19 protein-coding genes and 1 pseudogene are annotated in these 23,507 nt (G+C 69.7%); 14 read left to right on the plus strand and 6 right to left on the minus strand.

Translation table 11 applies throughout. From position 1 onward, the window contains the following. Window positions 1–911 precede the first annotated feature (911 nt). The gene (locus tag STROP_RS10595; protein ID WP_011905986.1) at window positions 912–1,250 is read right to left on the minus strand and encodes a histone-like nucleoid-structuring protein Lsr2; all 339 of its coding nucleotides are present in this window, start codon (window positions 1,248–1,250) and stop codon (window positions 912–914) included. 289 nt (window positions 1,251–1,539) lie between these two features. Continuing rightward, window positions 1,540–3,279 (minus strand): DEAD/DEAH box helicase, encoded by a 1,740-nt coding sequence (locus STROP_RS10600; RefSeq protein ID WP_011905987.1) that lies wholly within the window; start codon window positions 3,277–3,279, stop codon window positions 1,540–1,542. A 280-nt stretch (window positions 3,280–3,559) separates the two neighbouring features. On the opposite strand from STROP_RS10600, the gene STROP_RS10605 reads away from it, so the two are divergent. The 3 genes and pseudogenes from STROP_RS10605 (at window position 3,560) to STROP_RS10615 (ending at window position 7,016) form a co-directional block, all read left to right on the plus strand. Then, window positions 3,560–4,522, plus strand: coding sequence for a hypothetical protein (locus STROP_RS10605; protein WP_011905988.1), 963 nt, complete (start codon window positions 3,560–3,562; stop codon window positions 4,520–4,522). Between the two features lie 4 nt (window positions 4,523–4,526). Further along, window positions 4,527–6,137 carry an asparagine synthetase B family protein gene (locus tag STROP_RS10610; RefSeq protein WP_011905989.1) on the plus strand — a complete coding sequence of 537 codons (1,611 nt, stop codon included), beginning with the start codon at window positions 4,527–4,529 and terminating at the stop codon, window positions 6,135–6,137. Between the two features lie 56 nt (window positions 6,138–6,193). Beyond that, a pseudogene (locus STROP_RS10615) lies at window positions 6,194–7,016 on the plus strand (MerR family transcriptional regulator). A 98-nt stretch (window positions 7,017–7,114) separates the two neighbouring features. Here the strand turns inward: STROP_RS10615 and STROP_RS10620 are convergent. After that, window positions 7,115–8,560 carry an LVIVD repeat-containing protein gene (locus STROP_RS10620; RefSeq protein WP_011905991.1) on the minus strand — a complete coding sequence of 482 codons (1,446 nt, stop codon included), beginning with the start codon at window positions 8,558–8,560 and terminating at the stop codon, window positions 7,115–7,117. 247 nt (window positions 8,561–8,807) lie between these two features. Here STROP_RS10620 and STROP_RS10625 point away from each other — a divergent pair, with 247 nt between their 5' ends. Beyond that, window positions 8,808–9,479 (plus strand): DUF305 domain-containing protein, encoded by a 672-nt coding sequence (locus STROP_RS10625; RefSeq protein ID WP_011905992.1) that lies wholly within the window; start codon window positions 8,808–8,810, stop codon window positions 9,477–9,479. Window positions 9,480–9,512: 33 nt separating this feature from the next. Here STROP_RS10625 and STROP_RS10630 read toward each other — a convergent pair whose 3' ends face one another. Then, complete coding sequence (locus STROP_RS10630) at window positions 9,513–10,850, minus strand: serine/threonine-protein kinase (RefSeq protein WP_028568650.1); 1,338 nt, start codon at window positions 10,848–10,850, stop codon at window positions 9,513–9,515. 216 nt (window positions 10,851–11,066) lie between these two features. Between STROP_RS10630 and STROP_RS10635 the strand changes: the two genes are divergently transcribed. The 5 genes from STROP_RS10635 to STROP_RS10655 all read left to right on the plus strand — a co-directional run bounded on the left by STROP_RS10635 (window position 11,067) and on the right by STROP_RS10655 (window position 16,209). After that, complete coding sequence (locus STROP_RS10635) at window positions 11,067–12,299, plus strand: glutamate-cysteine ligase family protein (RefSeq protein WP_011905994.1); 1,233 nt, start codon at window positions 11,067–11,069, stop codon at window positions 12,297–12,299. After that, window positions 12,296–13,630 (plus strand): ergothioneine biosynthesis protein EgtB, encoded by a 1,335-nt coding sequence (gene egtB / locus STROP_RS10640; RefSeq protein ID WP_011905995.1) that lies wholly within the window; start codon window positions 12,296–12,298, stop codon window positions 13,628–13,630. The genes STROP_RS10635 and egtB overlap by 4 nt, the downstream gene beginning before the upstream one ends. Before the next feature lie 10 nt (window positions 13,631–13,640). Further along, window positions 13,641–14,390, plus strand: a complete 750-nt coding sequence (gene egtC / locus STROP_RS10645) for an ergothioneine biosynthesis protein EgtC (protein ID WP_011905996.1) — start codon at window positions 13,641–13,643, stop codon at window positions 14,388–14,390. 33 nt (window positions 14,391–14,423) lie between these two features. After that, a complete protein-coding gene (gene egtD / locus STROP_RS10650; protein ID WP_011905997.1) occupies window positions 14,424–15,389 on the plus strand; it encodes an L-histidine N(alpha)-methyltransferase in 966 nt (321 codons plus the stop codon). A 235-nt stretch (window positions 15,390–15,624) separates the two neighbouring features. Then, window positions 15,625–16,209 carry a TMEM165/GDT1 family protein gene (locus STROP_RS10655; RefSeq protein WP_011905998.1) on the plus strand — a complete coding sequence of 195 codons (585 nt, stop codon included), beginning with the start codon at window positions 15,625–15,627 and terminating at the stop codon, window positions 16,207–16,209. Window positions 16,210–16,338: 129 nt separating this feature from the next. Here STROP_RS10655 and nhaA read toward each other — a convergent pair whose 3' ends face one another. After that, window positions 16,339–17,649 carry a Na+/H+ antiporter NhaA gene (gene nhaA / locus STROP_RS10660; RefSeq protein WP_011905999.1) on the minus strand — a complete coding sequence of 437 codons (1,311 nt, stop codon included), beginning with the start codon at window positions 17,647–17,649 and terminating at the stop codon, window positions 16,339–16,341. Between the two features lie 297 nt (window positions 17,650–17,946). Between nhaA and STROP_RS25145 the strand changes: the two genes are divergently transcribed. The 4 genes from STROP_RS25145 (at window position 17,947) to STROP_RS10675 (ending at window position 20,898) form a co-directional block, all read left to right on the plus strand. Then, entirely contained in the window at window positions 17,947–18,120 is a 174-nt protein-coding gene (locus STROP_RS25145) for a hypothetical protein (protein WP_018830078.1), read from the plus strand. Then, window positions 18,117–19,334, plus strand: a complete 1,218-nt coding sequence (locus STROP_RS10665; RefSeq protein ID WP_011906000.1) for a glycosyltransferase family 4 protein — start codon at window positions 18,117–18,119, stop codon at window positions 19,332–19,334. The genes STROP_RS25145 and STROP_RS10665 overlap by 4 nt, the downstream gene beginning before the upstream one ends. A gap of 119 nt (window positions 19,335–19,453) precedes the next feature. Next, window positions 19,454–20,104 carry a hypothetical protein gene (locus STROP_RS10670; RefSeq protein ID WP_011906001.1) on the plus strand — a complete coding sequence of 217 codons (651 nt, stop codon included), beginning with the start codon at window positions 19,454–19,456 and terminating at the stop codon, window positions 20,102–20,104. 383 nt (window positions 20,105–20,487) lie between these two features. Continuing rightward, window positions 20,488–20,898 carry a DUF2267 domain-containing protein gene (locus STROP_RS10675; RefSeq protein WP_026274890.1) on the plus strand — a complete coding sequence of 137 codons (411 nt, stop codon included), beginning with the start codon at window positions 20,488–20,490 and terminating at the stop codon, window positions 20,896–20,898. 30 nt (window positions 20,899–20,928) lie between these two features. On the opposite strand, the gene STROP_RS10680 is transcribed toward STROP_RS10675, so the two are convergent. Beyond that, window positions 20,929–22,095, minus strand: a complete 1,167-nt coding sequence (locus STROP_RS10680) for a CaiB/BaiF CoA transferase family protein (protein ID WP_011906003.1) — start codon at window positions 22,093–22,095, stop codon at window positions 20,929–20,931. 234 nt (window positions 22,096–22,329) lie between these two features. Between STROP_RS10680 and STROP_RS10685 the strand changes: the two genes are divergently transcribed. Further along, complete coding sequence (locus tag STROP_RS10685) at window positions 22,330–23,370, plus strand: TerC/Alx family metal homeostasis membrane protein (RefSeq protein ID WP_011906004.1); 1,041 nt, start codon at window positions 22,330–22,332, stop codon at window positions 23,368–23,370. Window positions 23,371–23,507 lie beyond the last annotated feature (137 nt).

The raw sequence follows: 23,507 nt of genomic DNA on the forward strand, positions 1-23,507 counted from the left end.
GAGCACGCGGGTGGCCGGCAGCAGGCCAGCATGACCGTCTGGCGAGATCGCCGCCCCACCCTGATCCGACTGGCAGGCCAAGCGCCAGCCAGGGCAGCTGTACCGAGGCGGTGAGAAAGCGACGGGACGCGGCCTGGCAGTATGCCGCCGTGCCGTGTCGCCGGATGCTCCTTATGCGGCCGGCGTCGGACCTACAGACCGCATTGTGTTGGCCTGCCGCACTACTTTCCGTCAATCGCTGACCCGCGTGGTCGGGGAGTGACTTGGTGAACCGGGGGGCGAGGCTGAGGGCGTCGACGAAGGAGGGATTTCAACCGGGATCTGGCCGGAGGCGTGGTCTGCCCGGGTCCTGATCCGGCGGTCAAATCCTTACTCTCGGTGTTGATTGCTCCTTGTGCAGCATTTGGAGCAGATCACTCAACGTCGATCGACTCGGGCAGGTGGTGTCGCTGGCGTTCACCAACAGCGATCTCGCTATCGCCGATGCGGTCAGTCGGCGTGCTGCGCCCATAGTTTGACCTATAACTGAACGGGCCCGGAACCAACTGCATCCCAAGTCAGGTCGTGGACTGGGGTTGCCCCTGACCTCGGTCACGGTCGAATGTTGGCGAGCCGGATCAATTCAGCCACCTGGACACCCGCCGGTGGTCCGTCCGGAAGGAGGGCGTTGTCGGTTGGCCGCGAAACGCGCGGTGGGTCGTCGTTGCCCGCACGCGGTGCGGAGGTTGACTCCAGCGGTTGATCCACAACTGTGGCCGTGCCGTGGTGGGTGCTTCCGGTCCGGCGGACGCCCCTAGTCGTGATGCGGGGTACGGGTCACGTCACTGGTGGCGGGACCGTTGGCCGGCGCAATAGACGACGGGGCCGTGCCGGAATCGGCACGGCCCCGCGCGGGTGGGCTACCCGGGCGCTCAGCGCTTCTTGTACGCCTCGACGACCTCCACCGGGATGCGGCCGCGCTCGGAAATCTTGTAGCCGTTCTGTACAGCCCATTCCCGGATCGCGCGGTTCTGCTCCCGGTCTATTCCGGTGCTGGTGCCCCGTCGCAGCGCCCGCGACGTGTCCACGCCGCCCCGGCCGATCCTGCGGCCAGCGCTCAGATACGGATCCAGCGTTTTCCGCAGGATGCCTGCATTCTCGTCGGACACGTCGATGGTGTACGCCACGCCGTCCAGGCTGAACTCGACGGTCCGATCGGCTTTTCCGCCGTCGAGGTCGTCGGTCAGAACCGTGATTACTTTTCTTGCCATGGCCGATTACTCCCTGTGTGGGGGCGGGGTGTGGTCAAAGTTTGACCTATCTCCGGGTATTTTCGCAACAAAACGCGTCGACTTCATTTCGGATGAAGTGAAATCTGGTACCGAAATCACCACGGTAGCGACCGAAAACGCGTCGGGCGCACCAGTGCCGACCATCGTCGGCCGGCTGGTGCGCCCGGAGTTTGGGCATCACCGGTGGCGACGAGCCTGTCGCCACCGCCGAGGGCCAGAAAACGGGCCCCTCCCCAACGCCAGGGGCGTCGGCGAGAGCCCCGCCCACTCAACGGTGCTGCCGGCGGCGGTCACCCCCGTCGGTGTCACGATCGCGGCGAACGGTCGTCCGGCGTCCCTTGATGGTGCTGCCGCGCAGGCCGGAGATCACCTCGTCGGCCATCCCCGCCGGCACCTCCACCAGCGAGAAGCGGTCCGCGATCTCGATCGAGCCGATATCCCGGCCGTTCATGCCGGTCTCGCCGGTGATCGCGCCGACCAGATCCTGCGGTCGGACCCCGGCACGCCGACCCAGCCCGACGAAGACCTGGGTGGTGCCGGCGCTCCGGGGCCGCCCCGGCCGGCGCTCTCCCCGGCCCTCGTGTCCCGGGCGGCCGGCCCGGGGTGGGCGAACCGCGATCTCCGGGATCTCCTCTTCCTCCTCCAAGGCGCCGGGCAGGGTGGCCTCGTGGGCCAGGCGTACCGCGGCGAGGGCCACCTCCATCAGGTCGAACTCGTCGCTCAGTGACTCGACGATGACCCGGAACGGCTCCAGGTCGTCCTCCAGCAGGCTCTCCCGCAGCGCGGCCTGGGTGAGTTCCAGGCGACGATTGCGCAGGTCCGCCACGGTGGGGATCTTGTCGATGGTGATCCGTTGGCCGGTGACCCGTTCGATGGTCTTGAGCATCCGGTGCGCCCGTGGCTCGGCGAGAGTGATCGCCACCCCCTCCCGGCCGGCTCGCCCCACCCGGCCGATCCGGTGCACGTACGACTCGGGCGCCGAGGGGACGTCGTAGTTGACGACGTGGCTGAGCTGCTCGACATCCAGGCCCCGCGCTGCCACGTCGGTGGCTACCAACAGGTCGGCGGTACCGGCGCGCAGCCGACCCATCACCCGGTCCCGCTGCTCCTGACTCATCCCGCCGTGCAGCGCCTCGGCCCGGTAGCCGCGACCGTTCATCGTCTCGGTGAGCCGGTCAACCTCCTCCCGGCTGCGGCAGAAGACGATCGCCGCCGTGGGGGACTCGACGTCCAGCACCCGGCCCAGCGCGGCGGGCTTGTGCGCCCGGGACACCAGGTACGCGCTCTGCCGTACCCGGGGAGCCTCGCCGGCTACCGGCTTCTCTCGCGCGATGAGGATGCGGATCGGGTCGGTCAGGTGAGCCCGGGCCATGCCGTCGATGCGGGCCGGCATGGTCGCCGAGAACAGCACGGTCTGCCGCTGCTCCGGCGCGTGTTCCAGGATCGCCTCGATGTCCTCGGCGAAGCCCATGTCCAGCATTTCGTCCGCCTCGTCCAGCACGACGGTGCCGACGTCACCCAGGCGCAGCGTACCGCGGGCGATGTGGTCGAGCGCTCGACCGGGGGTTGCCACCACGACGTCCACCCCGGCGTCCAGAGCGCGCAGTTGCCGGCCGATCGGCTGGCCACCGTAGATCGGCAGTACCCGGGCGCCAAGTTCCTTGCCGTACCGATGGAACGCCTCCGAGACCTGTACCGCCAGCTCTCGGGTGGGTACCAGCACCAGTGCCACCGGATTGGTGGTCGACCGGTTGGCAGGCATCCGTTGCAGCATCGGCAGGGCGAACGCGGCCGTCTTGCCGGTACCCGTGGCGGCCTGGCCGAGTAGATCCCGTCCGGCGAGCAGGGGAGGGATCGCCTCCCGCTGGATCGGCGTCGGCTCCTCGTAGCCGAGCGCGGCGAGCGCGGCGAGGAGTTCGTCGCGCAGGCCCAGGTCGACGAAGGCGGTCGCCTCGTCGTCAGTGGACGGTTCGGCAGTTGGATCTGGCCTTACGGGTGCGGAACTCATGCGTCAAGCCTTTCATCACGACTCCGGGCCCGCTTCGCCGACCGGCACATCATGGCGTCCGGCCGGTGTTCCCACGTGCGGTGGCGCGGTTGCTGACCCGATGGCGTGGCTGCCTGGCCCCAGTCGGCTGTCCGCATGCTGGCGGTTCACGACCCTCCGGGTCGTTTGACTTCTTGACGGGGAGATAGGAGGAATATTCGAACTGCTGCCGCTAAGGGTGATTACGATTTCACGCAGAGTGAGGCATCCGGTGATGCGGTGAGGGGAGAGGGGACCGACGATGCGTGTGCCCAGCCGAAGCCCGGGCCAGCAGCCTGGCCCGTCCATCCCGCCTGCTCCGGCCCGGCGCGCGGCGGCGGAGCTGCCCCGCCGGCTTCCGGCTGTCGAGCCGGACCTGGACGCGTACCGGGCCGCCGTCGCCGACCTGCTGGTCGAGGTGGGTGCGCTCGCCGGGGCTACCAGCACCGCGGCCCGGCAGGTACTGATCGACCAACGGCTGCGCGAGCCGGCTATCGCCGCGGTGCTGGACGCCACTCCATCGGGCCTGGTCGGGGCGCGTGAGACGTTGCTGTTGGAGATGGCTCGCTACCAGCCGAGCGAGCGTAGTTCCGCGGCCGACCTGACCGCTCTGGTCCGGATCTACCTGCTGTCGCGCATCGACGTCATGTGGTGGCGCGACGCTCCCACCTACCGCACCGACGTGCAGGTCAACCAGAGTGCCGACCTGGTTGACCTGGAGTGGCTACGTCGCCGGGACCTGTTGCGCTTCCGCTACCAGGAACAGCCGACCACGCTCTTTGATCGCGGGGTGCGGGCGCTGCGGCGCCGAATCCGCCCCGGTGCCGCTCCCCAGACCGCCGGGCTGCTGTTTCGTCGAGCCCGCCGGGAGATGGTGGCGCTCCTCAACGACATCGCCCGTGAGTTCACCGTCCACGCCCCCGCGGGTACCCCGCCACTCTGGGTGACCAGCCTGGTCCGCAGCGCGGAGCACCAGTACCGGCTGCGACGGCTCGGGTACGCGGCGATGCTGCCCAGCGGGCACTGCCTCGGCTGGGCCGCGGATGTGGAGATGACCTGGTTCGACCGCTTCGGAGCGCGGGACACCCTCGCCGAACTGCTTCTCGCCCGGCAGCGGGCGGGCGAGGTCAATGTGGTTGACGAGGGGCAGGCCTGGCACCTGTGTCTGGCACCGGGGGCACGCGGGCGGCTGCGTCGGGTATACGAAGCCGAGCTGGGGGTCTGAACGGATGTGCGGGATCGCCGTGAGTCTCGGTCCGGAGGCCGATCCGGCCGTCTTCCGACGGATGCTCGCCACCCTTGAACCACGCGGTGAGGTGACCGAGACCCGGTCCGAGAGTGGCCTGCTCACCGGGGTGCGCCGGCTGCCGGTGGTGGACCGGGAGCGGGCGGTGCAACCCTGGGTCTCCGCCGACGAGCGGTGGGTGCTCTGCTACAACGGCGAGGTCTTCAACCACCACGAACTGCGCGCGGAGCTGACCGCCCTGGGACACCGCTTCCGTGGGGTGAGCGACACCGAGGTGGTCCTCGCCGGGTACCTGCACTGGGGTGAGGCGCTGGTCTCCCGGTTGCGCGGTGAGTACGCCTTTGTGATCGTCGAACGAGCCAGCGGATGGGCGTACCTGGTGCGTGATCCGCTCGGGGTGAAGCCGCTGTACTGGACCCAGACCCCGGGCTGTCTGCACGTGGCGAGCGAGGTCAAGGCCCTGGTTGGCTTCGGCACGCCGGTCACCGAGGTGCCGCCCGGTCACCACGGTTGGGTGCGGGCCGACGCCTCGGCCCGCCTGCGTCCGTACGTCAACCTGCTCGCGCTCGGTGAGGGGTTGCCGACAGTGGACGACCCGGACGAGGCCGCCCTGCTCGTCCGGGCCGCCCTCACCGACAGCATCCGGGCGCGGCTGGACACCGATCTCACCGTCGGCGTGGTTCTCTCCGGCGGCCTGGACAGTTCACTCGCGCTACTACACGCCCGCGAACTGCACCCGGACTGCGTCGCGGTCACCGTCGGTGTGCCGGAGAGCCCCGACCTGCTCTACGCCCGCCGGCTGGCGAAGGACCTCGGGGTCCCGCACGAGGTGGTGGAGCTGCAGCCGCGGGACATCCGCCTGGCCCAGATCCGGGAGGCGATCCGTATCTCGGAACTCACCGAGTACGGCGACATCATCAACGCGGTGGTCTCGGTGCCGCTCTTCCGGCGGCTGCGTGAGTTGGGCGTCAAGGTGGCGCTCACTGGCGACGGCTCGGACGAGTTGTTCGGCGGCTACCCGATGTATCACCGGGTCGGCCCGCAGGCCGCCCGTCGGCTCTTTCTCCACAAGATCATCAACCTCTGCCGTACCGAGCTGCAGCGCGTCGATCGCACCAGCATGGCGTACGGAGTGGAGGCCCGGGTGCCGTTCCTCGACCCGAGCGTGGTCGAGCTCGCGATGCGGCTGCCGATCGGGCTGAAGTTGCGCGCGGGGCAGGAGAAGTGGATCGTCCGGCGCGCCTTCGCCGATCTGCTGCCGGACTACATCCGGGAACGACCGAAGAACCCGATGTCGTACTCCTCCGGTCTGCACGAGCGGGCTCGGCTCTACAAGCCGGTCTTCGCCCGGCTACACCGTTCCTTCCGCTACGACCTGGCCGAACCGGTGCGCCGTGACTTCGACCGCGTGCTGACCAGCTGCGGCAACGATCTGGACCGGGCCATCGCCGCCGGCCGAGCCCGTCCGGACTACACGGTGCTGGAGCACGCCCGGGACCTGGTCGGCGCGGCGAGGTGGAACGCGGTGCCGGTCGTGCGTCGGCTGGTCGGACCGCGTCGCAGCCGGGGGGACGACGTGCCGTCGCCCGGCTGAGGATGATCGGTCCGGGTTGACTCTGACATGGTGTCAGGGCCGACCGTGGAGGGACCCTGTTCACCATCGGAGACTTCGCCAGGCTTGGTCGGGTATCGGTGGATGCTGCGACACTATGACAACATCGGCCTGCTCCGGCCGGTCGCTGTCGACGCACGCAGCGGCTATCGGTACTACACCGCCGACCAGCTGCGCCGGCTCAACCGGGTGATCGCGCTGAAGGACCTCGGTCTCACTCTGGCCCAGGTACAGCTGGTCCTTGACGATGTGTTGGATGCCGCGGAGTTGCGCGGCCTGCTGCGGCTGCGCCGTGCCCAGCTGGAGGCGCAGCTTGCCGCGGACACCACCCGGTTGACCCGGATCGAGGCGAGGCTTCGGGCGATAGACAGAGAGGGTCGGATGACCACGCAGGATGTCGTGCTCAAGGAGCTACCGTCGCTCCGCGTCGCGGAGTTGACAGCAATGGCGGCCAGCTACGAAACCGCTGACATCGGTCGGGCGATCCGGCCGCTCTACCCGGAGTTGCTCCGGCGGCTGGCCGTGGCGGAGGTGTCGCTGAGCGGGCCCAGCCTGGCCTATTACGAGCCGGCCGGGGACGGGGAGAAGATTGTGGTGCACGCCGGCCTCGAGGTCGCGGTCAGCCCGGATCGGGCGCGGGACTTCGCGGTCGTCGACCTGCCGGCGGTGCCGGCAGCGGCCACGGTTATTCACCGCGGGCCGATGGATGAGGTCGCGGGCACCCTGCAGCTGCTGGCTCAGTGGATCGAGGAAAACGGCTGGCGGGCCGAGGGCTACGCCCGCGAGCTGTACGTGGAGTACTGCGCCGATGACCCCGCGGCCGGGGTGACGGAGCTGCAGCAACCAGTGACGCGAGCCTGACCTCCCTACCGGGCGCCCGGGCGAGACGGGGGTCGACTTCCCCATGAAGCCGACCCCCGGTGTGTCGGGTCGTGACCGGCTATCCGGTCGGCCGTCGGCTACCGGCGGCCGAAGCGACCGGACTGGGTCTGTACGTTCAACTCTGGGTAGCGGACGAAATTTGCCGTCCAGGTCCGCCAGTCGGTGAGCTTGAGAACGTCAAGGCCCTTGACCATGTCGTTGGAGTAGATGTAGCCGTTGTACCAGTACGCGGACCAGGAGCCGCCGCCGATGAGGTTCTCCCCGTCCAGCGGGCCCCGCTCCCAGTACGCGATCTCGCGGGGACTGGCCGAGTTGGTGAAGTCCCAGACCGAAATGCCGCCCTGGTACCACGCCTGGACCATGATGTCCCGCCCGAACACCGGGATCAGCGAGCCGTTGTGCGCCACACAGTTCTCGGTGTCGGCGTTCTCCCGCGGGATCTTGAAGTAGCTGCCGAAGACCATGGTGCGGCGGTCGCCGCGACCGACGATGTCGTAGATTGCGTCGGCCCCCCGGTTGGGGCCGATGGTGTCGTTGCAGGTGGGGGCACCGCCACCGCCCAGCTCATCGGTGAAGATCACTTTTGTGCCGGCGTTGTTGAAGGTGGCGGAGTGCCAGAAGGCGAAGTTTTCGGTGTCCCGGACGCGGTTGATGACCCGGGGAGCCTCCCGGTCCGAGATGTCCATCAGGATGCCGTCACCCATGCAGGCGCCGGCGGCCAGGTTCTTCGACGGGTAGGCGGTGATGTCGTGGCAACCGCTGGTCGCCGACTTCTGCCCCGGCACGCCCTCGAAGCCGCCGTCGGGGAAGAGATTCGGCATGGCGACCACCGCGGCGTCGGTGGGCCGGTGTACCGGCACCTTCACGATGGAGATCGAGTCGTGCGGTGGCGGGCAGCCGACGTACGTGTCCGACGGGCCGTACGACGAGACGTAGATGTACATCGTCGCGCTGTTCCGGCCGGGAACCAGCGTGTGGGTGTGCGAACCGCAGGCGGTCTGCACGCTCTTCAGATAGCGGGGACTGGCCTTGTCGCTGATGTCAAAGATCTTGATGCCCTCCCACTGGGTCTCGCTTGACGGCACTCGGGTGCTGTCGCACGAGTCGTCGCTGCGGGGCGAGTCGGTGGAGAGGAAGAGCAGGTCGCCGTGGACGGAGATGTCATTCTGCGAGCCCGGGCAGAGCACGCGTGAGACGACGGTCGGTGCGGAAGGACGCGAGATGTCGTAGATGACGAAGCCGTTGTAGTTGCCGGCGAAGGCGTACCGGCCCTGGAAGGCGAGGTCGCTGTTCGTCGCGTCGAGCGGTGCTTCCTTCGGCAGGTTGGCGACCTGCCTCAGGTTGGGGCTGCTGCGGATCTCGTCGACCCCGGGGATATCCGCGGTGGTGACGGCGTTGGACTCGGTGGTGGCCGCCCTGGCGTCGTGGGGCGCTGCGGCGACCACAGTTGTCAGGAGAAGGCCGGCCGCGGCCAGGCTCAGCGTGCCGAGCCAGCGGGACCGCGGCGTGCGGGATCTGCTCATCGGCGGGGCCCTTCGCGAGGTGTGACGACTGGCCACACCCTACCGCCGTACTGGCGAGTGTCGATAGATATTACGGTCGATTAGCGTCGGTTCGCACCCGAGCTTTCTTTGGTTGATCTCGACGGCGTCGAAGCCCTCGGGCTGCCTGTCGCCTGCTCGCTGGGTGAGGCGGGGTGACGTCCATCACATATACTCGCGATTGTCGATGGTTACGATCACCGTGACCTTGACCTCCTGGGGGTGTCGGATGACCGTGCGGGGTAGGTGGGTGTGGGCCGCTGTCACCACGGTGGCTCTGGTGCTCGGCGTGGTGGTGTGGTCGGGGGCCACCCAGGACCGATCGCGATCAGCGGCGCCAACGGTCGGGGTCAGCGACGATCCCGGGCTGTCGGTCATCGTGCCCGGCCGGCCCGGAGAGTCGGCTCGGGTCCGCCCCGCCGACGAGGTGCCGGCGATCCCCACCGGAGCGCACAACTCGCTGGACACCTGGTACGTCCAGATGATGATCCCGCATCATGAGCAGGCGCTGGAGATGTCGGAGTTGGTCCCGAGGCGGACCGCCAACCCGAAGGTGGCGGCGCTGGCCGAGCGGATCCGGGCCAGTCAGGCACCCGAGATCGAGGTGTTGCGGGCCTGGCTCGAGGCCCGCAACCTACCGGTGGAGGTTGCCGGGCACGACCACAGCGCAATGCGTGGCATGCAGTCGCCGGAGGCGATGCGCCGTCTCGCCGGGTCTCGGGGTGCAGAGTTCGACCGACTCTTTGTGGAGATGATGAGCGATCATCACGCCGGGGCTGTCGAGATGTCCATTGATCTGTTGAAGGTTGGGGCGGAGCCGGTGCTGCTGGAGTTCGCGAACTCGGTCGCCGTCGAGCAGAACGTCGAGATCGGCCGGATGCGGGAGCTGCTCGGCCGTTGATCGGCCGATTCTGCTCCGGCGCTTCGGGCCCACCTACTGCTGAGGGGTGGTGGTCGGGTCCGGCGGCGTCGTCGTGGGGTCGTCGCTTGGGGTGGGCGGCTCGGGGTCCGGTGTTGAGGGCTCGGGCGTTGGGGAGGTCGGCTGCTCGCTCGGGCTCGGTTCCGCGTCCGGAGACACTGATGCCGACACCGATGCCGACACCGACGGTGTCGGTGCCGGCGGTGGCGTACTGGTGGACCCGTTCGGCTGATAGGAACGCTGCGGAACCGAGCTGGTGGTCGGGACAGGCGGCGGCGCTGCCCCGTCGTCACCCATGGTCGTCGGCGCTGACGACGGCGTTCCTACCGTCGGCTCAACCGCGGCAGCGCCGATACTCACTGCCGTGGCCAGGCCAGCGACTGCTACCGCCACGGTGACCACCGCCCCGACCAGCGGTCCGCGTCGGGTCGGGCGGTGCGTATCAATGACCGGGTTGTCGGTCAGCGTCGTCGGTTCGGCAGTGCGCAGCGGCGCCGAGTCGACCGGGACGGCCGGGACAGCCGGCGCGGTCACTGCTGTGGGGTCCGACACGGCGGCGCGGGCGGCCGCCGCCATCGCGGACCCACTGCCAAACCGGCTCTCGGGGTTCTTCGCCAGAGCTCGGCGGACCAATGCCCGCACCGCCTCCGGGATGTCATGGGGTAGCTCGGGCGGATCTTCGTCGAGGTGCGCAACGGCGACCTGCAGGGGGCTGTCACCGGTGAATGGTGGGCTGCCGCTGAGGCAGCAGTAGGCCACCGCTCCGAGCGCGTAGATGTCGGTGGCACCGGAGACCGGCCGCCCGGCGGCCTGCTCCGGTGCCATGTAGAGCGCGGTTCCCGGTACGGCGTTGGTGTTGGTGATGCTCGTCACGTTGGTCGAACGGGCCACCCCGAAGTCGACCAGCACGACGGACCCGTTCTCCTGCACCACCAGGTTGCTTGGTTTGATGTCCCGGTGCACGACGCCGCGGCGGTGCACGGTCTCCAGGGCCTGTGCGGCCTGCTCGACGATTGACATCGTCTCGGCCACGTCAAGCCGACCGGCGGCCTCGATCCGCCGGGACAGGGGCTCGCCGGTAACGAACTCCATGATCAGGTAGTTGGCCTGGTCGCCGGTGGGAAGCTCGTCCGCGCCGCAGTCGAAGACCTGCACCACCCCCGGGTGCCGCAGGGCGGCCATGATCCGCGCCTCAGATCGGAACCGGGTGATGAAGCCGGGGTCACAGACGAGCGCTGGCAGCAGCACCTTCACCGCCACGGGGCGGTCCAGGACCAGATCGACGCCCCGCCAGACGTCCCCCATGCCGCCGGTGGCAATCCGTTCGTCCAAGCGGTATCGACCACTGAGCACGACACCCGATGTCAACACGCCAACACCGTACCTACCGCGGGCGGGGGCGACGTACCGCGGCGGACCCACCCGCCACGCGCCGCCACCGTATTCCACCCGGATTCACGGGTTCGTCTGCTAGACAGAGGGAGGCCGACCCGCGGGCGCCCACCTTCGTCGGTGATCCGCGTTACGGTGGCACAGATCGGACGTCGGCACGGCGAAGGGGGCCGAACCATGGTGGCGTCTCCGGAGGTGGACCACGGCACGGTCCTGACCTCGTCGGCCGCGGTCGCGGGCCATCTGGCCCGGATCTGCTTCAAGACCGGCCCACCCCGGTGGCTCGGCGTCGAGCTTGAATGGACCGTGCACGACGTCGATGACCCCGCCCGCCCGGTCGGGGCCAGCCGACTGCGGGCTGCTCTCGGGCCGCACAGCCCCCGCACCCTGGACACCACGAGCCCCGCCCAGCCGCTGCGGCATGGCGGCTCCGTTACCGTCGAGCCCGGCGGGCAGGTGGAGATCTCCAGCGCAACCCATACCTCGGTCGTCGCCCTCGTTACGGCTACCGAAGCCGAGATCGCCCAACTCACCGCGCTTCTCGGGCGGGCCGGGCTGGTCCTCGGCGCCGGCGGTATCGACGCCCACCGGTCGCCCCGCCCCGTGTTCGAGACCCCGCGGTACCGGGCGATGCGCCGGGTCTTCGATCGTCGTGGCCCGGCCGGGCGCAGGATGATGTACAGCACCGCCGGCCTCCAGGTCTGCCTGGATTGTGGCGAGACGGACCAGCTCGCCGATCGGTGGGCCACGGCGCACGCGATTGGTCCACCGCTGGTCGCCGCCTTCGCCACCGCCGGTCGGCACGCCGGGCGACCGACCGGCTGGGTCTCGGCCCGGATGGCCGCGTGGCTCGCCATCGACCCGGCGCGGACCCGAGCGGTGTGGACTCCCGAGCAGGGCGCTGCGGACCCGATCGCCAGTTGGACGGCGTACGTCCTCGACGCCCCGCTGCTCTGCGTGCGGGATGGGCCGGACTGGACGGCTCCGGTCGGCGTCACCTTCGCCGACTGGTTGGCCGGCGCGTTGCCCCGGCCCCCCACAGTCGACGATCTCGACTACCACGTGAGCACGCTCTTTCCGCCGGTGCGCCCCCGCGGTTACCTGGAGCTGCGCTACCTCGACGCGCAACCGGAAGGTAACTGGTCCGTGCCGGTGGCGGTGGTCGCCGCGTTGCTCTCCGAGCCGGCCGTCACCCGGGCCGCCCGATCGCTCGTCGGGGCGCAGGCGCAGCGGTGGATCGCCGCTGCCCGGCACGGTCTGCACGACAACGCTCTCGCGGCGACGGCCGCCGACCTTCTTGATCTAGCGCTGACCGCGTTGCCCCGGCTGGGGTTGCCGCCCGCGCTGCACGACGACATTGACCGAGGCGTACGACGGCGGCGGGAAGCCGCGGGAAAGAGGCGGCGGTGACCGAGACGACCGACCGGCCCGACGGGGTGGGACTGCGGGAGCACATCGCGACGGAGCTGGCCCGCGCCCGGTCCCGTACCGAGGTGCTGACCGACGCGGTCGACGACGCCGACCTGGTGCGGCAGCACTCGCCGCTGATGTCGCCCCTGGTGTGGGACCTCGCCCACGTCGGTAACCAGGAAGAGCTCTGGCTGGTGCGGGACGTCGGCGGCCGGGAGCCGGTCCGCCAGGACATCGATGAGCTCTACGACGCCTTCAAGCAGCCTCGCCGGGACCGGCCGGCGCTGCCGTTGCTGCCGCCGCCGCAGGCACGGGCATACGTGGCGACGGTCCGGGACAAGGTCTTTGACCTCCTCGACCAGGTGACCTTCACAGATCGGCGGCTGGTCACCGACGGTTTTGCCTTCGGCATGATCGTCCAACACGAGCAGCAGCACGACGAGACCATGCTCGCGACCCACCAGCTGCGCTCCGGTCCGGCGGTCTTCGACGCACCGCCCCCGCCGGAGCCCCGAGTCCGGGTGGACGGGGAGGTACTGGTTCCGGCCGGCGAGTTCACCATGGGCACCGACACCGACCCATGGGCGCTGGACAACGAGCGTCCGGCCCACCGGGTGCACCTGCCCGCGTACGCCATCGACGCGGCACCGGTCACCAATGGTGCGTATGCGGCCTTCATCGCGGCGGGTGGCTACCGCGACCCCCGTTGGTGGAGCGCCGCGGGGTGGGCGCACCGGCAGGAGGCGGGCCTGACCGCACCGTTGCACTGGCACCCCGATGGAGACGGCTGGGCCTACCGCCGCTTCGGCCGGTGGGCGCTGGTACGCGACGACGAGCCGGTGGTGCACGTCAGCTGGTACGAGGCGCAGGCCTACGCCGCCTGGGTGGGAAAGCGGTTGCCGACCGAGGCGGAGTGGGAGAAGGCCGCCCGCTGGGACCCGGCGACCGGTCGGTCCCGCCGCTACCCGTGGGGCGACGAGGATCCGACGACCACCCACGCCAACCTCGGTCAGCGGCATCTCTGGCCAGCACCGGTCGGGGCCTATCCGGCGGGTGTGTCGCCACTCGGTGTCCACCAGCTGATGGGCGACGTGTGGGAGTGGACCTCGACCACCTTCCGTGGCCATCCCGGCTTCACGGCCTTCCCCTACCGGGAGTATTCCGAGGTCTTCTTCGGCGACGACTACCGGGTGCTGCGCGGAGGATCATTCGGCACCGACCGGTCGGCCTGCCGGGGCACCTTCCGCAACTGGGACTACCCCATTCGGCGGCAGATCTTCAGCGGCTTCCGTTGTGCGCGGGACGTCGCCGCCGAAGAGGCAGCCGAGTGAGGGTCCGCTGATGTGCCGTCACCTGGTCTATCTCGGGCCGCCGGTCACCCTGCGGGAGTTGCTCTTCGATCCGCCGGCGTCGCTGGTTCGCCAGTCCTGGGCGCCGCAGGACATGCGCCGCGGTGGGTCGATCAATGCCGACGGGTTCGGTGTCGGCTGGTACTCGTCGGACGGCGACGATCCGGTCCGCTACCGGCGGGCGCAGCCCATCTGGAGTGACCCGACGATCGCCCAGCTGGCCGGCGTCACCCGTGCGGGCGCGATCCTCGCGGCGGTCCGGTCTGCGACCGTCGGCATGCCGGTGCTCGAGTCGGCCGCCGCGCCGTTTCTGGAGGGGCGGTGGCTGTTCAGCCACAACGGGGCGGTGCGCGGCTGGCCAGACAGCATGGCCCCGCTCGCTGGTGCGTTGCCGGTGCGCGACCTGCTCACCCTCGATGCGGCCACCGATTCAGCGCTGCTCTGGGCGCTGGTCCGGCATCGACTGCGCGCTGGGGTCGAGCCGGGCCGCGCCGTGGCGGAGACGGTTGTGGCGGTAGCCCGGGCCGCCCCCGGGTCCCGACTCAACCTGCTGCTCACCGATGGGCACACGGCGGTGGCGAGCGTCGCCGGGCACAGCCTGTCGATTCGTCGGACGCCCACCTCGGTGCTGCTGGCGTCCGAACCGCACGACGACGACCCCGACTGGCAGGCGGTGCCAGAGGGACAGCTGGTGGTGGCGACCGCCACCGAGGCGCGGACGTGTGCCCTCCTGGCGGACTGACCGCCAGGAGACTTCGATGATGAAGGGACAGACATGAGCGCAGAGCCGCTGGAGATCCACCTCGAAGAGCAGGACCTGGGACGCAACCTGCGGCAGGATGTCCGCGCCGGGTTGACTGCCGAGGAGAAGTGGTTGTCCCCGAAGTGGTTCTACGACGCTCGGGGCAGCGAGCTCTTTGAGGAGATCACCCGGCTGGCGGAGTACTACCAGACCGGGGCCGAACGTACGGTGTTGCGGGATCGGGCTGCTGAGATCGTGACGGTGAGCGGTGCCAAGACGCTGATCGAGTTGGGCTCCGGTTCCTCGGAGAAGACCCGACTGCTGCTGGACGCGTTCACCCGGCACGGCGATCTGGGCACCTTTGTGCCGCTGGACGTGTCGGTGAGCGCGCTGCGCGAGTCCACCGCCCGGATCGCCGCCGACTATCCGGGCCTGCGCGTACGCGGAATCGTCGGCGACTTCACCCGGCATCTTGACCGGTTGCCGGCGGGCGGACGGCGGCTCGTGGTGTTTCTCGGCGGCACGATCGGCAACCTGCTGCCGGCCGAGCGCGCCGAGTTCCTGGCGGCGATGCGCGCCGCGTTGGAGTCGGGGGACTGGCTGCTGGTCGGCACCGATCTGGTCAAGGATCCGGCGGTTGTTGTTCCCGCGTACGACGACGCGGCGGGGGTGACCGCCGAGTTCAATCGCAACGTGCTGCGGGTGATTAACCGGGAGCTGGGTGCCGATTTCGACCCGGCAGCCTTCGAACACGTCGCGCTCTGGAATCCGGAGCGGGAGTGGATCGAGATGCGGCTGCGGGCCCGGCACCCGATGCGGGTGCAGGTGCTCGACATCGAGGTGGCGTTCGCCGCCGGGGAGGAGCTACGGACCGAGGTATCGGCGAAGTTCCGGCCCGAGGGGATCGCGGCGGAGCTGCGCGCGGCAGGCTTCGTCACCAGCGAGTTCTGGACGGATCCGGCGGGCCTGTTCGGCGTCACGCTCGCCCGCGCCGAGTAGGCGGACGCCGCCTGGCCCTCCTCGACCGGCCGAGCCTCCGACTTCAGCGCCATCGGCGGTCCGCTAGAGTGGTCGGCACGAAGGGGAGTAGCCCCCAACGTCGTGGTCGACACACTGGTGTTCCCGCACCCGGCCACACGGCCCCGCTCGGCGGGGCGGGCGAGACCTTCGACCCAGGTTGGTAGCCGGGTCGAGGTCGCTCCGTGCCTCCTTCCGGCCGGATCGGAAGGGTGTCATGGAGGGTTTCCTCGTCGCGCTGGGAGTGAGCTTCGGCGTCATCTTCGTCGCCGAGTTGGGGGACAAGTCCCAGCTGATGGCCTTGACCTTTGCCACCCGACTTCGACCGTTGCCGGTGCTGATCGGCATCACCGTGGCTACGGCCGTCGTACATCTGGCCTCGGTGGCGATCGGCTACGGGCTCGGTGCGGCGTTGCCCACCGGATGGATCGCGCTGCTCGCCGGCGTGGCGTTTCTCGGGTTTGGCGCCTGGGCGCTTCGCGGTGACCGCCTTACCGAGCAGGAGCGCCGTAAGGCGGACAGGTCGGGCCGCCCGGCGGTGGTGGTCGGCGTCGCGTTCCTCCTCGCCGAGCTGGGCGACAAGACCATGCTGGCGACCATCACCCTGGCGACCCAGTACGGCTGGTTCGGTACCTGGGTCGGATCCACGCTCGGCATGGTCGCCGCGGATGCCCTGGCGATTGTGGTGGGGCGGGTGCTCGGCCGCAGGTTGCCTGAGCGGACCGTGCGCTTCGGTGCGGCGTTGCTCTTCGCCGGGTGTGGCCTCTGGCTGATCCTGGATGCGGTCGGACAGCTCGGCTGATCTTCCGGTAGGTGCGCCAGGAGCCGGCACCGGGCGCGAACGCATGCGTTCGGTTCGCCCGGTGCCGCGACGGCAGTTGCGTTGCCGGCGGACGCTGGTTGGCGTCCGCCGGCGCTCCTGTCGGCCTGGTCAGCCGTCGCGGTGCTGGAAGACGTCGGGCACCCCGTCGCGGTTGCTGTCCACGCGCTCCTTGACGGCGATGCGTCGGTAGGCCTTGTTGCGACGGATCAGCACGATGGAGGCGAGCAGCGCCGCGATCAGCGATCCGGTGAGTACGGCAGCCTTGACGTTGTCGTCGGCGGCACCGCCTTCGAAGGCGAGTTCACCGATCAGCAGCGACACGGTGAAACCGATGCCGGCCAACAGGGAGACACCGAGTAGATCGGTCCAGGTGATGTCCCGGTCCAGCTCGGCGCGGGTGAACCGGGCCAGCAGGAAGGTCGAGCCAAAAATGCCGAGCACCTTGCCGAGCACCAGGCCGGCGACGATGCCGACGACGATCGGGTCGGTGATCACGGCGCCGAGGTCGGCACCGCGTAGGGAGACTCCGGCGGCGAAGAAGGCGAAGACGGGGACGGCGAAGCCGGCGGAGACCGGCCGCCAGCGGTGTTCGAGGTGCTCGGCGAGCCCGTGCCGGTCACCCTCCCGGCCACGCAGGACCGGCACCGTGAAGCCGAGCAGGACGCCGGCCACCGTCGCGTGTACGCCGGACTCGTGCACCAGCGTCCAGGCCACCACGGCCAGTGGGATCAACGCCCACCACCAGGTCTTGCGGCGCTGTACGAGCAGGCCGAAGAGTGCGATCGGCAGCAGCGCGAGCAGCAGCGGCGTGAGTTTGAAGTCGCCGGTGTAGAAGATGGCGATGACCGTGATCGCGAGGAGGTCGTCCACGACGGCGAGGGTGAGCAGGAAGGCGCGGAGTCCCTGCGGCAGGTGGGATCCGATGACCGCCAGCACGGCGAGTGCGAAGGCGATGTCGGTGGCGGTCGGGATGGCCCAGCCCCGCAGGTTCTCGCCACCAGCGGAGAGGTTGACACCGACGTAGATCAGGGCCGGAACGATCATACCGCCGATCGCCGCGATGACCGGCAGGGCGGCACGCCGTGGGTCACGGAGGTCACCGGCGACGAATTCGCGTTTGAGCTCGAGCCCGACCACGAAGAAGAAGATCGCTAGCAGGCCGTCGGCCGCCCATGTGGCGAGGTCCAGATCCAGGTGCAGGTCGGACCCGCCAGGCCAGGGCACCCACGACGCCAGAGCGGAGTACGAGCCCCCCCAGGGCGAGTTCGCCCAGACCAGCGCGATCACCGCGCCGAGCAGCAGCAGGCCGCCGCCGAAGGTCTCGGTCCGCAGCACGTCAGCCAGGAAGCGGGCCTCCGGCCAGGAGGTACGCGAGAAGAGGCGGCGGGCGCGGCCCGGGGGCGGGGTGCGGTCGGTCATACGCGCGGTCCATCCAAGCGGTGTCGGAGCAGCAGGAAACGTTCGCCGACCAGGCTTCCCGGCACACCGATCACCACCCTATCCAGGTGGGTGACGGGACGGCGAGCGGAGACGACGTGACCTTGGCCCCGTCGCGCCGTTTCCCCGGTGGAGGAGATGTGTCGGGTTTATCGATCGAATGGCAAAACCTCGGATATTTGACGTATGAGGCGCTGTAATGGTTTCACGGTATAAGTTGAGCTTAGGAGTTTTTGTGAGTTTATTCGGGGAGTTCCGCTCGACGTGGCGGAGTGCCTGATGGACCGCTGTCGCCGGCTTCGCCCGGTACTCCAGCGCGCCTACCTGCGTCCTCGGATGGCCGGCGAGCACCGGAGCGAACCGTTCGGGTCGAAGGCCAGGGCGGACTCGTACGTGGACAGCGGCCAGTGGCGCAACGAGGCCGCCCTGCTGGCAACGGGGGAGCAACGATGAAGATCGGGATCCTGGCGTATCACTTCCCACCGGAACCGGCATTCATCCCGGGCAGCCTCGCGGAGGAACTGGCCCGCCGCGGCCACGAAGTCCGGGTGCTGACCGGATTTCCCGACTATCCGGGTGGGTACGTCTACCCGGGCTGGCGGCAGCGTTGGCGCCACCAGACCCGCAGCGAGCGGCTGACCGTGCGGCGGGTGCCCCGCTACGTCGGCCGCAGTGGCTCCGAGCGCGGCCGGATGGCCGGTCACCTCTCCTTCGCGGGCAGTGTGTCGCTGGTCGGCCGGCGGTTCTTCGCCGGTGTCGACGCGCTCTACGTTCATCAGCCGCCGGCCACCGCCTTCGCCGCGGCCCGCCTGCTTCGGGCGCTTCGTCGGGTGCCGGCCGTCGTGCACGTTCAGGACGTGTGGGCTGGTCCGAAGCCGGCGGCCGGCGGGGGTGATCGGTGGGCCGCCCGGCTTGCCGGTGCGATGGCCGCTACCTACCGCCACGCCGACCGGATCGTGGTGGCGGCGCCCTCGCTGCGGGACGTTGTGGTGACCGAGGGAGCCGACCCGGGCCGCGTCGAGGTGGTGCTCAACTGGACCGACGAGCGGATCTTCCAGCCGGCTCCGCCGAGCCCGGCCGCTGGTCAACTAGTCCGGCGCGACGGCCGCTGCGTGGTCATGTACGCCGGCACCATCGGTGCCCGGCAGGGGCTGGATACGGCGGTGCGGGCGGCGGCAGCGCTCGACCACAGGATGGAGCTGGTGCTGGTCGGGTCGGGTGAGCAGGAGCGGCGGGTGCGGGGGCTCGCCGCCGAGCTGGGCGCCGACAACGTGCGGTTCGTCGAACGGCGCTCGCCGTTGGACATGCCGGAGCTGTACGCGGCTGCCGACTACCAGTTGGTCATGCTCCGGGACCTGCCCGAACTACGCAGCACCCTGCCCGGCAAGCTGCCTACCGCCCTGTCGTGCGGGGCGCCGGTCATCGCCTCGGCCGGCGGCGACACCGCCGAGGTGGTGGAGAGTGCTCGCGCCGGACTGTCGTGTCCGCCGGAGGAGTGGGAGACCCTTGCCGACCGGTTCTGGTTGGCCGCCACCATCCCTCCGGCCGCCCGTGCCGAGATGGGCCGGCGGGGCCGGGAGGCGTACCTGCGGCAGATGTCGATGCCGGCCGGAGTGGAACGGATCGAATGCCTGCTGGACGAGGCCGCCAGCGGACGCCGACGATGAGGGCAACGCGCGCCACCCGTGGTGCGGCCGGCCGGGGAGCTGGCGAGCCGGGTGGGGGTTGTGGCCGCGGACGCCGGGCATCCAGGAGTGGCGCGGGTCGAGGCGGGTAGTCGCCGCCCATGCCGACCATCGAGGACAAGAAACGCCTGGTCCGCCGGCTCGCCGGGGACGGCCGCGGCTTTGCTGAACAGTACGGCTTCCGGACCACCAACAATCCGTCGAGCCTTTTCCAGTTGCTCTGCCTCGCCGTGTTGTTGTCCCGCCGCGGGGATGCTTGGCGAGCTATCGAGGCGGCTCGTGCCCTGCCAGCCTATGGTTGGGACAGTGCCGCGCGGTTGGCCCGCTCCGCGCCCGCAGCACGGATCGGGCTGCTGCGAGACTGCGGCCTACGCGCAGCAGCAGAGCAGACCGCCGGCACGCTCGGGGAACTGGCGCAGGCGGTTGTCGACCGATACCGAGGTGACCTTCGGCGGTTGCGCGTGGTTGCCCACCGCGATGCCGACCGGGAACGCGCCCTGCTTGCCGAGTTGCCCGGGGTGGACGACACAGCGGTCGTCCTGTTTCTCCGCGAGGTGCAGGCACTGTGGGCTGAGGTGCCGCCGGTCGCCGACCGGCGGGCGCTGGCCGCGGCCCGCCGGCTGGGCCTCGGTCGTTCCGCCGACGACCTGGCCGGGCTGGCGGGTAGCGGCCGGTCCGAGCGGTTGGCCTGGCTGGTGGGCGCGCTCGCAAGGGTGGACCTGGAGCAGCGATACCCGGAGGTGGTCGGCTAGGCTTGCCAACGCCGTGAGTGGAAAGCCTTTGGTCAGGGCCTTGAGGCAGCTTGTGGAACAGCGCGTGGGCACTTCGTGGGTCCGCCCACATTTTTGCCAAAGTTGCGCATCGGCAGAGTCCCTATCGTATGGTGGTCGGGCGATTGATGCTCGCCCGGTTCGGGCGGGCAGCTGACTGCCGGCGGTCGTGACCCGGTTCGGGTGTGGATTCCTCTCGTCGGTACAGGTCCGCGTTTGGCGCCCCTGGCCGCGGTTCGTGGCCCGGGGCGCCCGGCCCGCCCCACCGGTTCGACCCGGAAAGCCCTTTCAGCCGGGAAAGCTTCTCCGGCAGTTTCCGTACCTCGCAGGGTGGGTATCCGGTCGGTCGGACCGAAGGGGACAGCATGGACTATGACACCTTTGTCGATCAGATCGCACAGCGGACGGACACCCCTGCCGCGCAGGCGGTGGAGTTGACCCGGGCGGTCCTGGAGACACTCGCCGAGCGGCTGACGGGTGGGGAGGTGCTGGACCTGGCCGTACAGCTGCCGGCGGAGCTGCAGGGAGTGCTGAAGCCGGGGCCCGACAACGAGGCAGCGCAGCGGCTCGGGGCGACGGAGTTCGTCACTCGGGTGACCGACCGTGCCCACGTCGACGAAGCGACTGCGCATGGTGCCGTCCGAGCGGTCTTCACCACGCTGCGGGAGGCGATCAGCGGTGGCGAGTTTGACGACGTGGCGGTGCAGCTACCCCGCGACTACCGGGAACTGGTGGAGCCGGCGCTGGCACCGGGTGCGGCGTTGCGTCGGCCCTGATCCGCCGCGTTCTCCGTACTCGTTCGGTGGCTAGGCGACGGCGCCCGCAGCGTGCAGGTCGGCGATACGGTCTGCTCCGAAGCCCGCCTCGGCCAGTAGCTCGTCGGTGTGTTCGCCGGGGTGCGGCGGTGGACGGTGCAGGGCCGTCGGCGTGCCGGAGAAGCGTGGTGCGGGCGCTGGTTGGGTCACCCCGTGGTGCTCCACGAACGTCTCCCGCGCCGCCAGGTGCGGGTGTACCGGCGCCTCCGTCCAGTCCAGAACCGGGGCCACGCAGGCGTCCGAGCCGGTGAACAGTGTCGCCCACTCGTCTCGGGTCCGGGTCCGGAACAGCCGTGCCCACGCCTCCCGCAGCGCCGGCCAGTTCTCCGGGTCGGTACGGTCCAGAGCGGTGTCTCCCGGCAGCGGAAAGCCGGTGCGCCGGACCAGTTCGTCGTAGAAGCGGGGCTCCAGCGCGCCCACCGCGAGATGCTTTCCGTCGGCACACTCGTAGCTGTCGTAGAACGGTGCGCCCCCGTCGAGCAGGTTTACCCCGCGTGGGTCCCGCCACCTGCCGAGGTGGCGCAGGGCGTGGATCTGAGTGCTGAGCACCGAGACACCGTCCACGATCGCGGCGTCCACCACCTGGCCGGCGGCGCCGCCGCGCACCGCGTACAGGGCGCTGACCAGGCCGAGAGCTAGAAGCATCCCGCCGCCACCGAAGTCGCCGAGCAGGTTCAGCGGCGGCACCGGACGCTCGCCGGCCCGTCCTATACCGTGCAGCGCTCCGGTCAAGGCCAGGTAGGCGATGTCGTGCCCCGCCTCCGGTGCGCTGGGACCGTGCTGCCCCCAGCCGGTCATCCGCCCGTACACGAGGTGTGGGTTGACCGCGTGGCAATCCGCCGGGCCGAGGCCGAGTCGCTCGGTCACGCCGGGCCGAAAGCCCTCGATCAGCACATCGGCGCCGGCGGTCAGAGCGAGTGCCACGTCGCGGCCGGGGGGTGACTTCAGGTCTACACCAATTGATCGCCGTCCCCGGTTCAGGAGATCGGGGTGGGGGCCGCCGAAAGCGGTCGGGTCCACGTCGGCCGCCCGATCCACCCGGATCACCTCGGCGCCGAGGTCGGCCAGCATCATCGCGGCGAATGGCCCCGGCCCGATCCCGGCCAGCTCGATCACCCGCACATCGGCCAGGGGACCGGCCGGTACGTTGTCGGTCATCGGGCCACGATAAGCGCCGATGGGCCGGCGTGGTAGGGGGCTGGGTGCGCTGGTGGGGACCGGGGTGCCGCGTGGCGACCCGGACCGGACTGGCCTAACCTGGTTCGCGACGAGGGGAGTACTTCCCACGAGCCAATCCGGTCAGTACGGCGGGCCCGGAGCCTGCCTCGGATGGTTGCCTACGAAAGTGGGTGAAGGAGACCTCGAGCATGGCATCGTGTTCGAGGAGGCTTCATGACCGAATTGCACCTTTCTGTCGCGCTGCAGTCGGTCGGTACCCCGACGCTGTGGGGCATCACCATCGCCGGAATCGTCGTGCTGCTGGTACTCGACTTTCTGGTCACCCGGCGGCCGCACGAGGTATCGATTCGGGAGGCGCTGGCCTGGTCGGCGTTCTACATCGCGCTGCCGCTGGCCTTCGGCGCCTGGCTCTGGTCCCGTTACGGCTCCCAGCAGGGCGTCGAGTACCTGACCGGCTACCTGGTGGAGAAGTCCCTCTCGGTAGACAACCTCTTTGTCTTCATGCTTCTCCTGGCCGCGTTCGCGGTACCCTCGGTGCTGGCCCAGCGGGTCCTACTGTTCGGGATCACCGGTGCCCTGGTGCTGCGCGCCGTGTTCATCGCACTTGGCGCGGCTGCCCTGCAGACTCTCGACTTCGCCTTCCTGCTCTTCGCCCTCATCCTGCTCGCTACCGCGGCAAAGTTGCTGCGCGACGCGATCTCCGGCCACGAGCAGGAGGTCGACATCAACGGGATGCGCGCGGTGCGGCTCCTGCGCAAGTTCATGCCAGTGACACAGGACTACCAGGGTACGAAGATGGTCGTACGCCTGGACGGCCGGCGGACGCTTACCCCACTGGCCCTGGTGGTCGTCGCGGTACTCGCCACCGACGTGGTCTTCGCCGTCGACTCGGTGCCCGCCGTGTACGGCATCACCGAGGATCCGTACCTGGTCTTCGCCACCAACGCCTTCGCGCTGCTCGGGTTGCGGGCGCTCTACTTCGTCCTGCACGCCGCGCTCAGTCGGCTGGTTCACCTCAACTACGGACTCGCGGTCATCCTCGCGTTCATCGGAGTGAAGCTGGGCCTGCACTGGGCGCACGGGGTCTGGAAGGGGGTGCCGGAGATTCCGACTATGGCGTCACTCGCAGTGATCGTCGGGGTCCTCGTGGTGGTCACCGTCACCAGCCTGTACGCGACCCGTACCAGCAGGTCGGACGGCGGCGGGCAGGGGCCGATCGTCAACGCCTCCGGGGGCGACGGGACCCCCCGTTAGGATCCTCCGTCCCACGCGCGGGACCGGCGGGTAGCCCGTGGTCCCCGGAGTGTGCCGGGCCGGCGTGCTGGATGGAGCCAGCCAGCCCGGTATACCGGGGCCGCACCTGACCGAGGACGTTCACCTGCGCTGTGCGG

The organism is Salinispora tropica CNB-440 (assembly GCF_000016425.1).
In the GTDB taxonomy this organism is placed as follows: Bacteria; Actinomycetota; Actinomycetes; order Mycobacteriales; family Micromonosporaceae; genus Micromonospora; species Micromonospora tropica.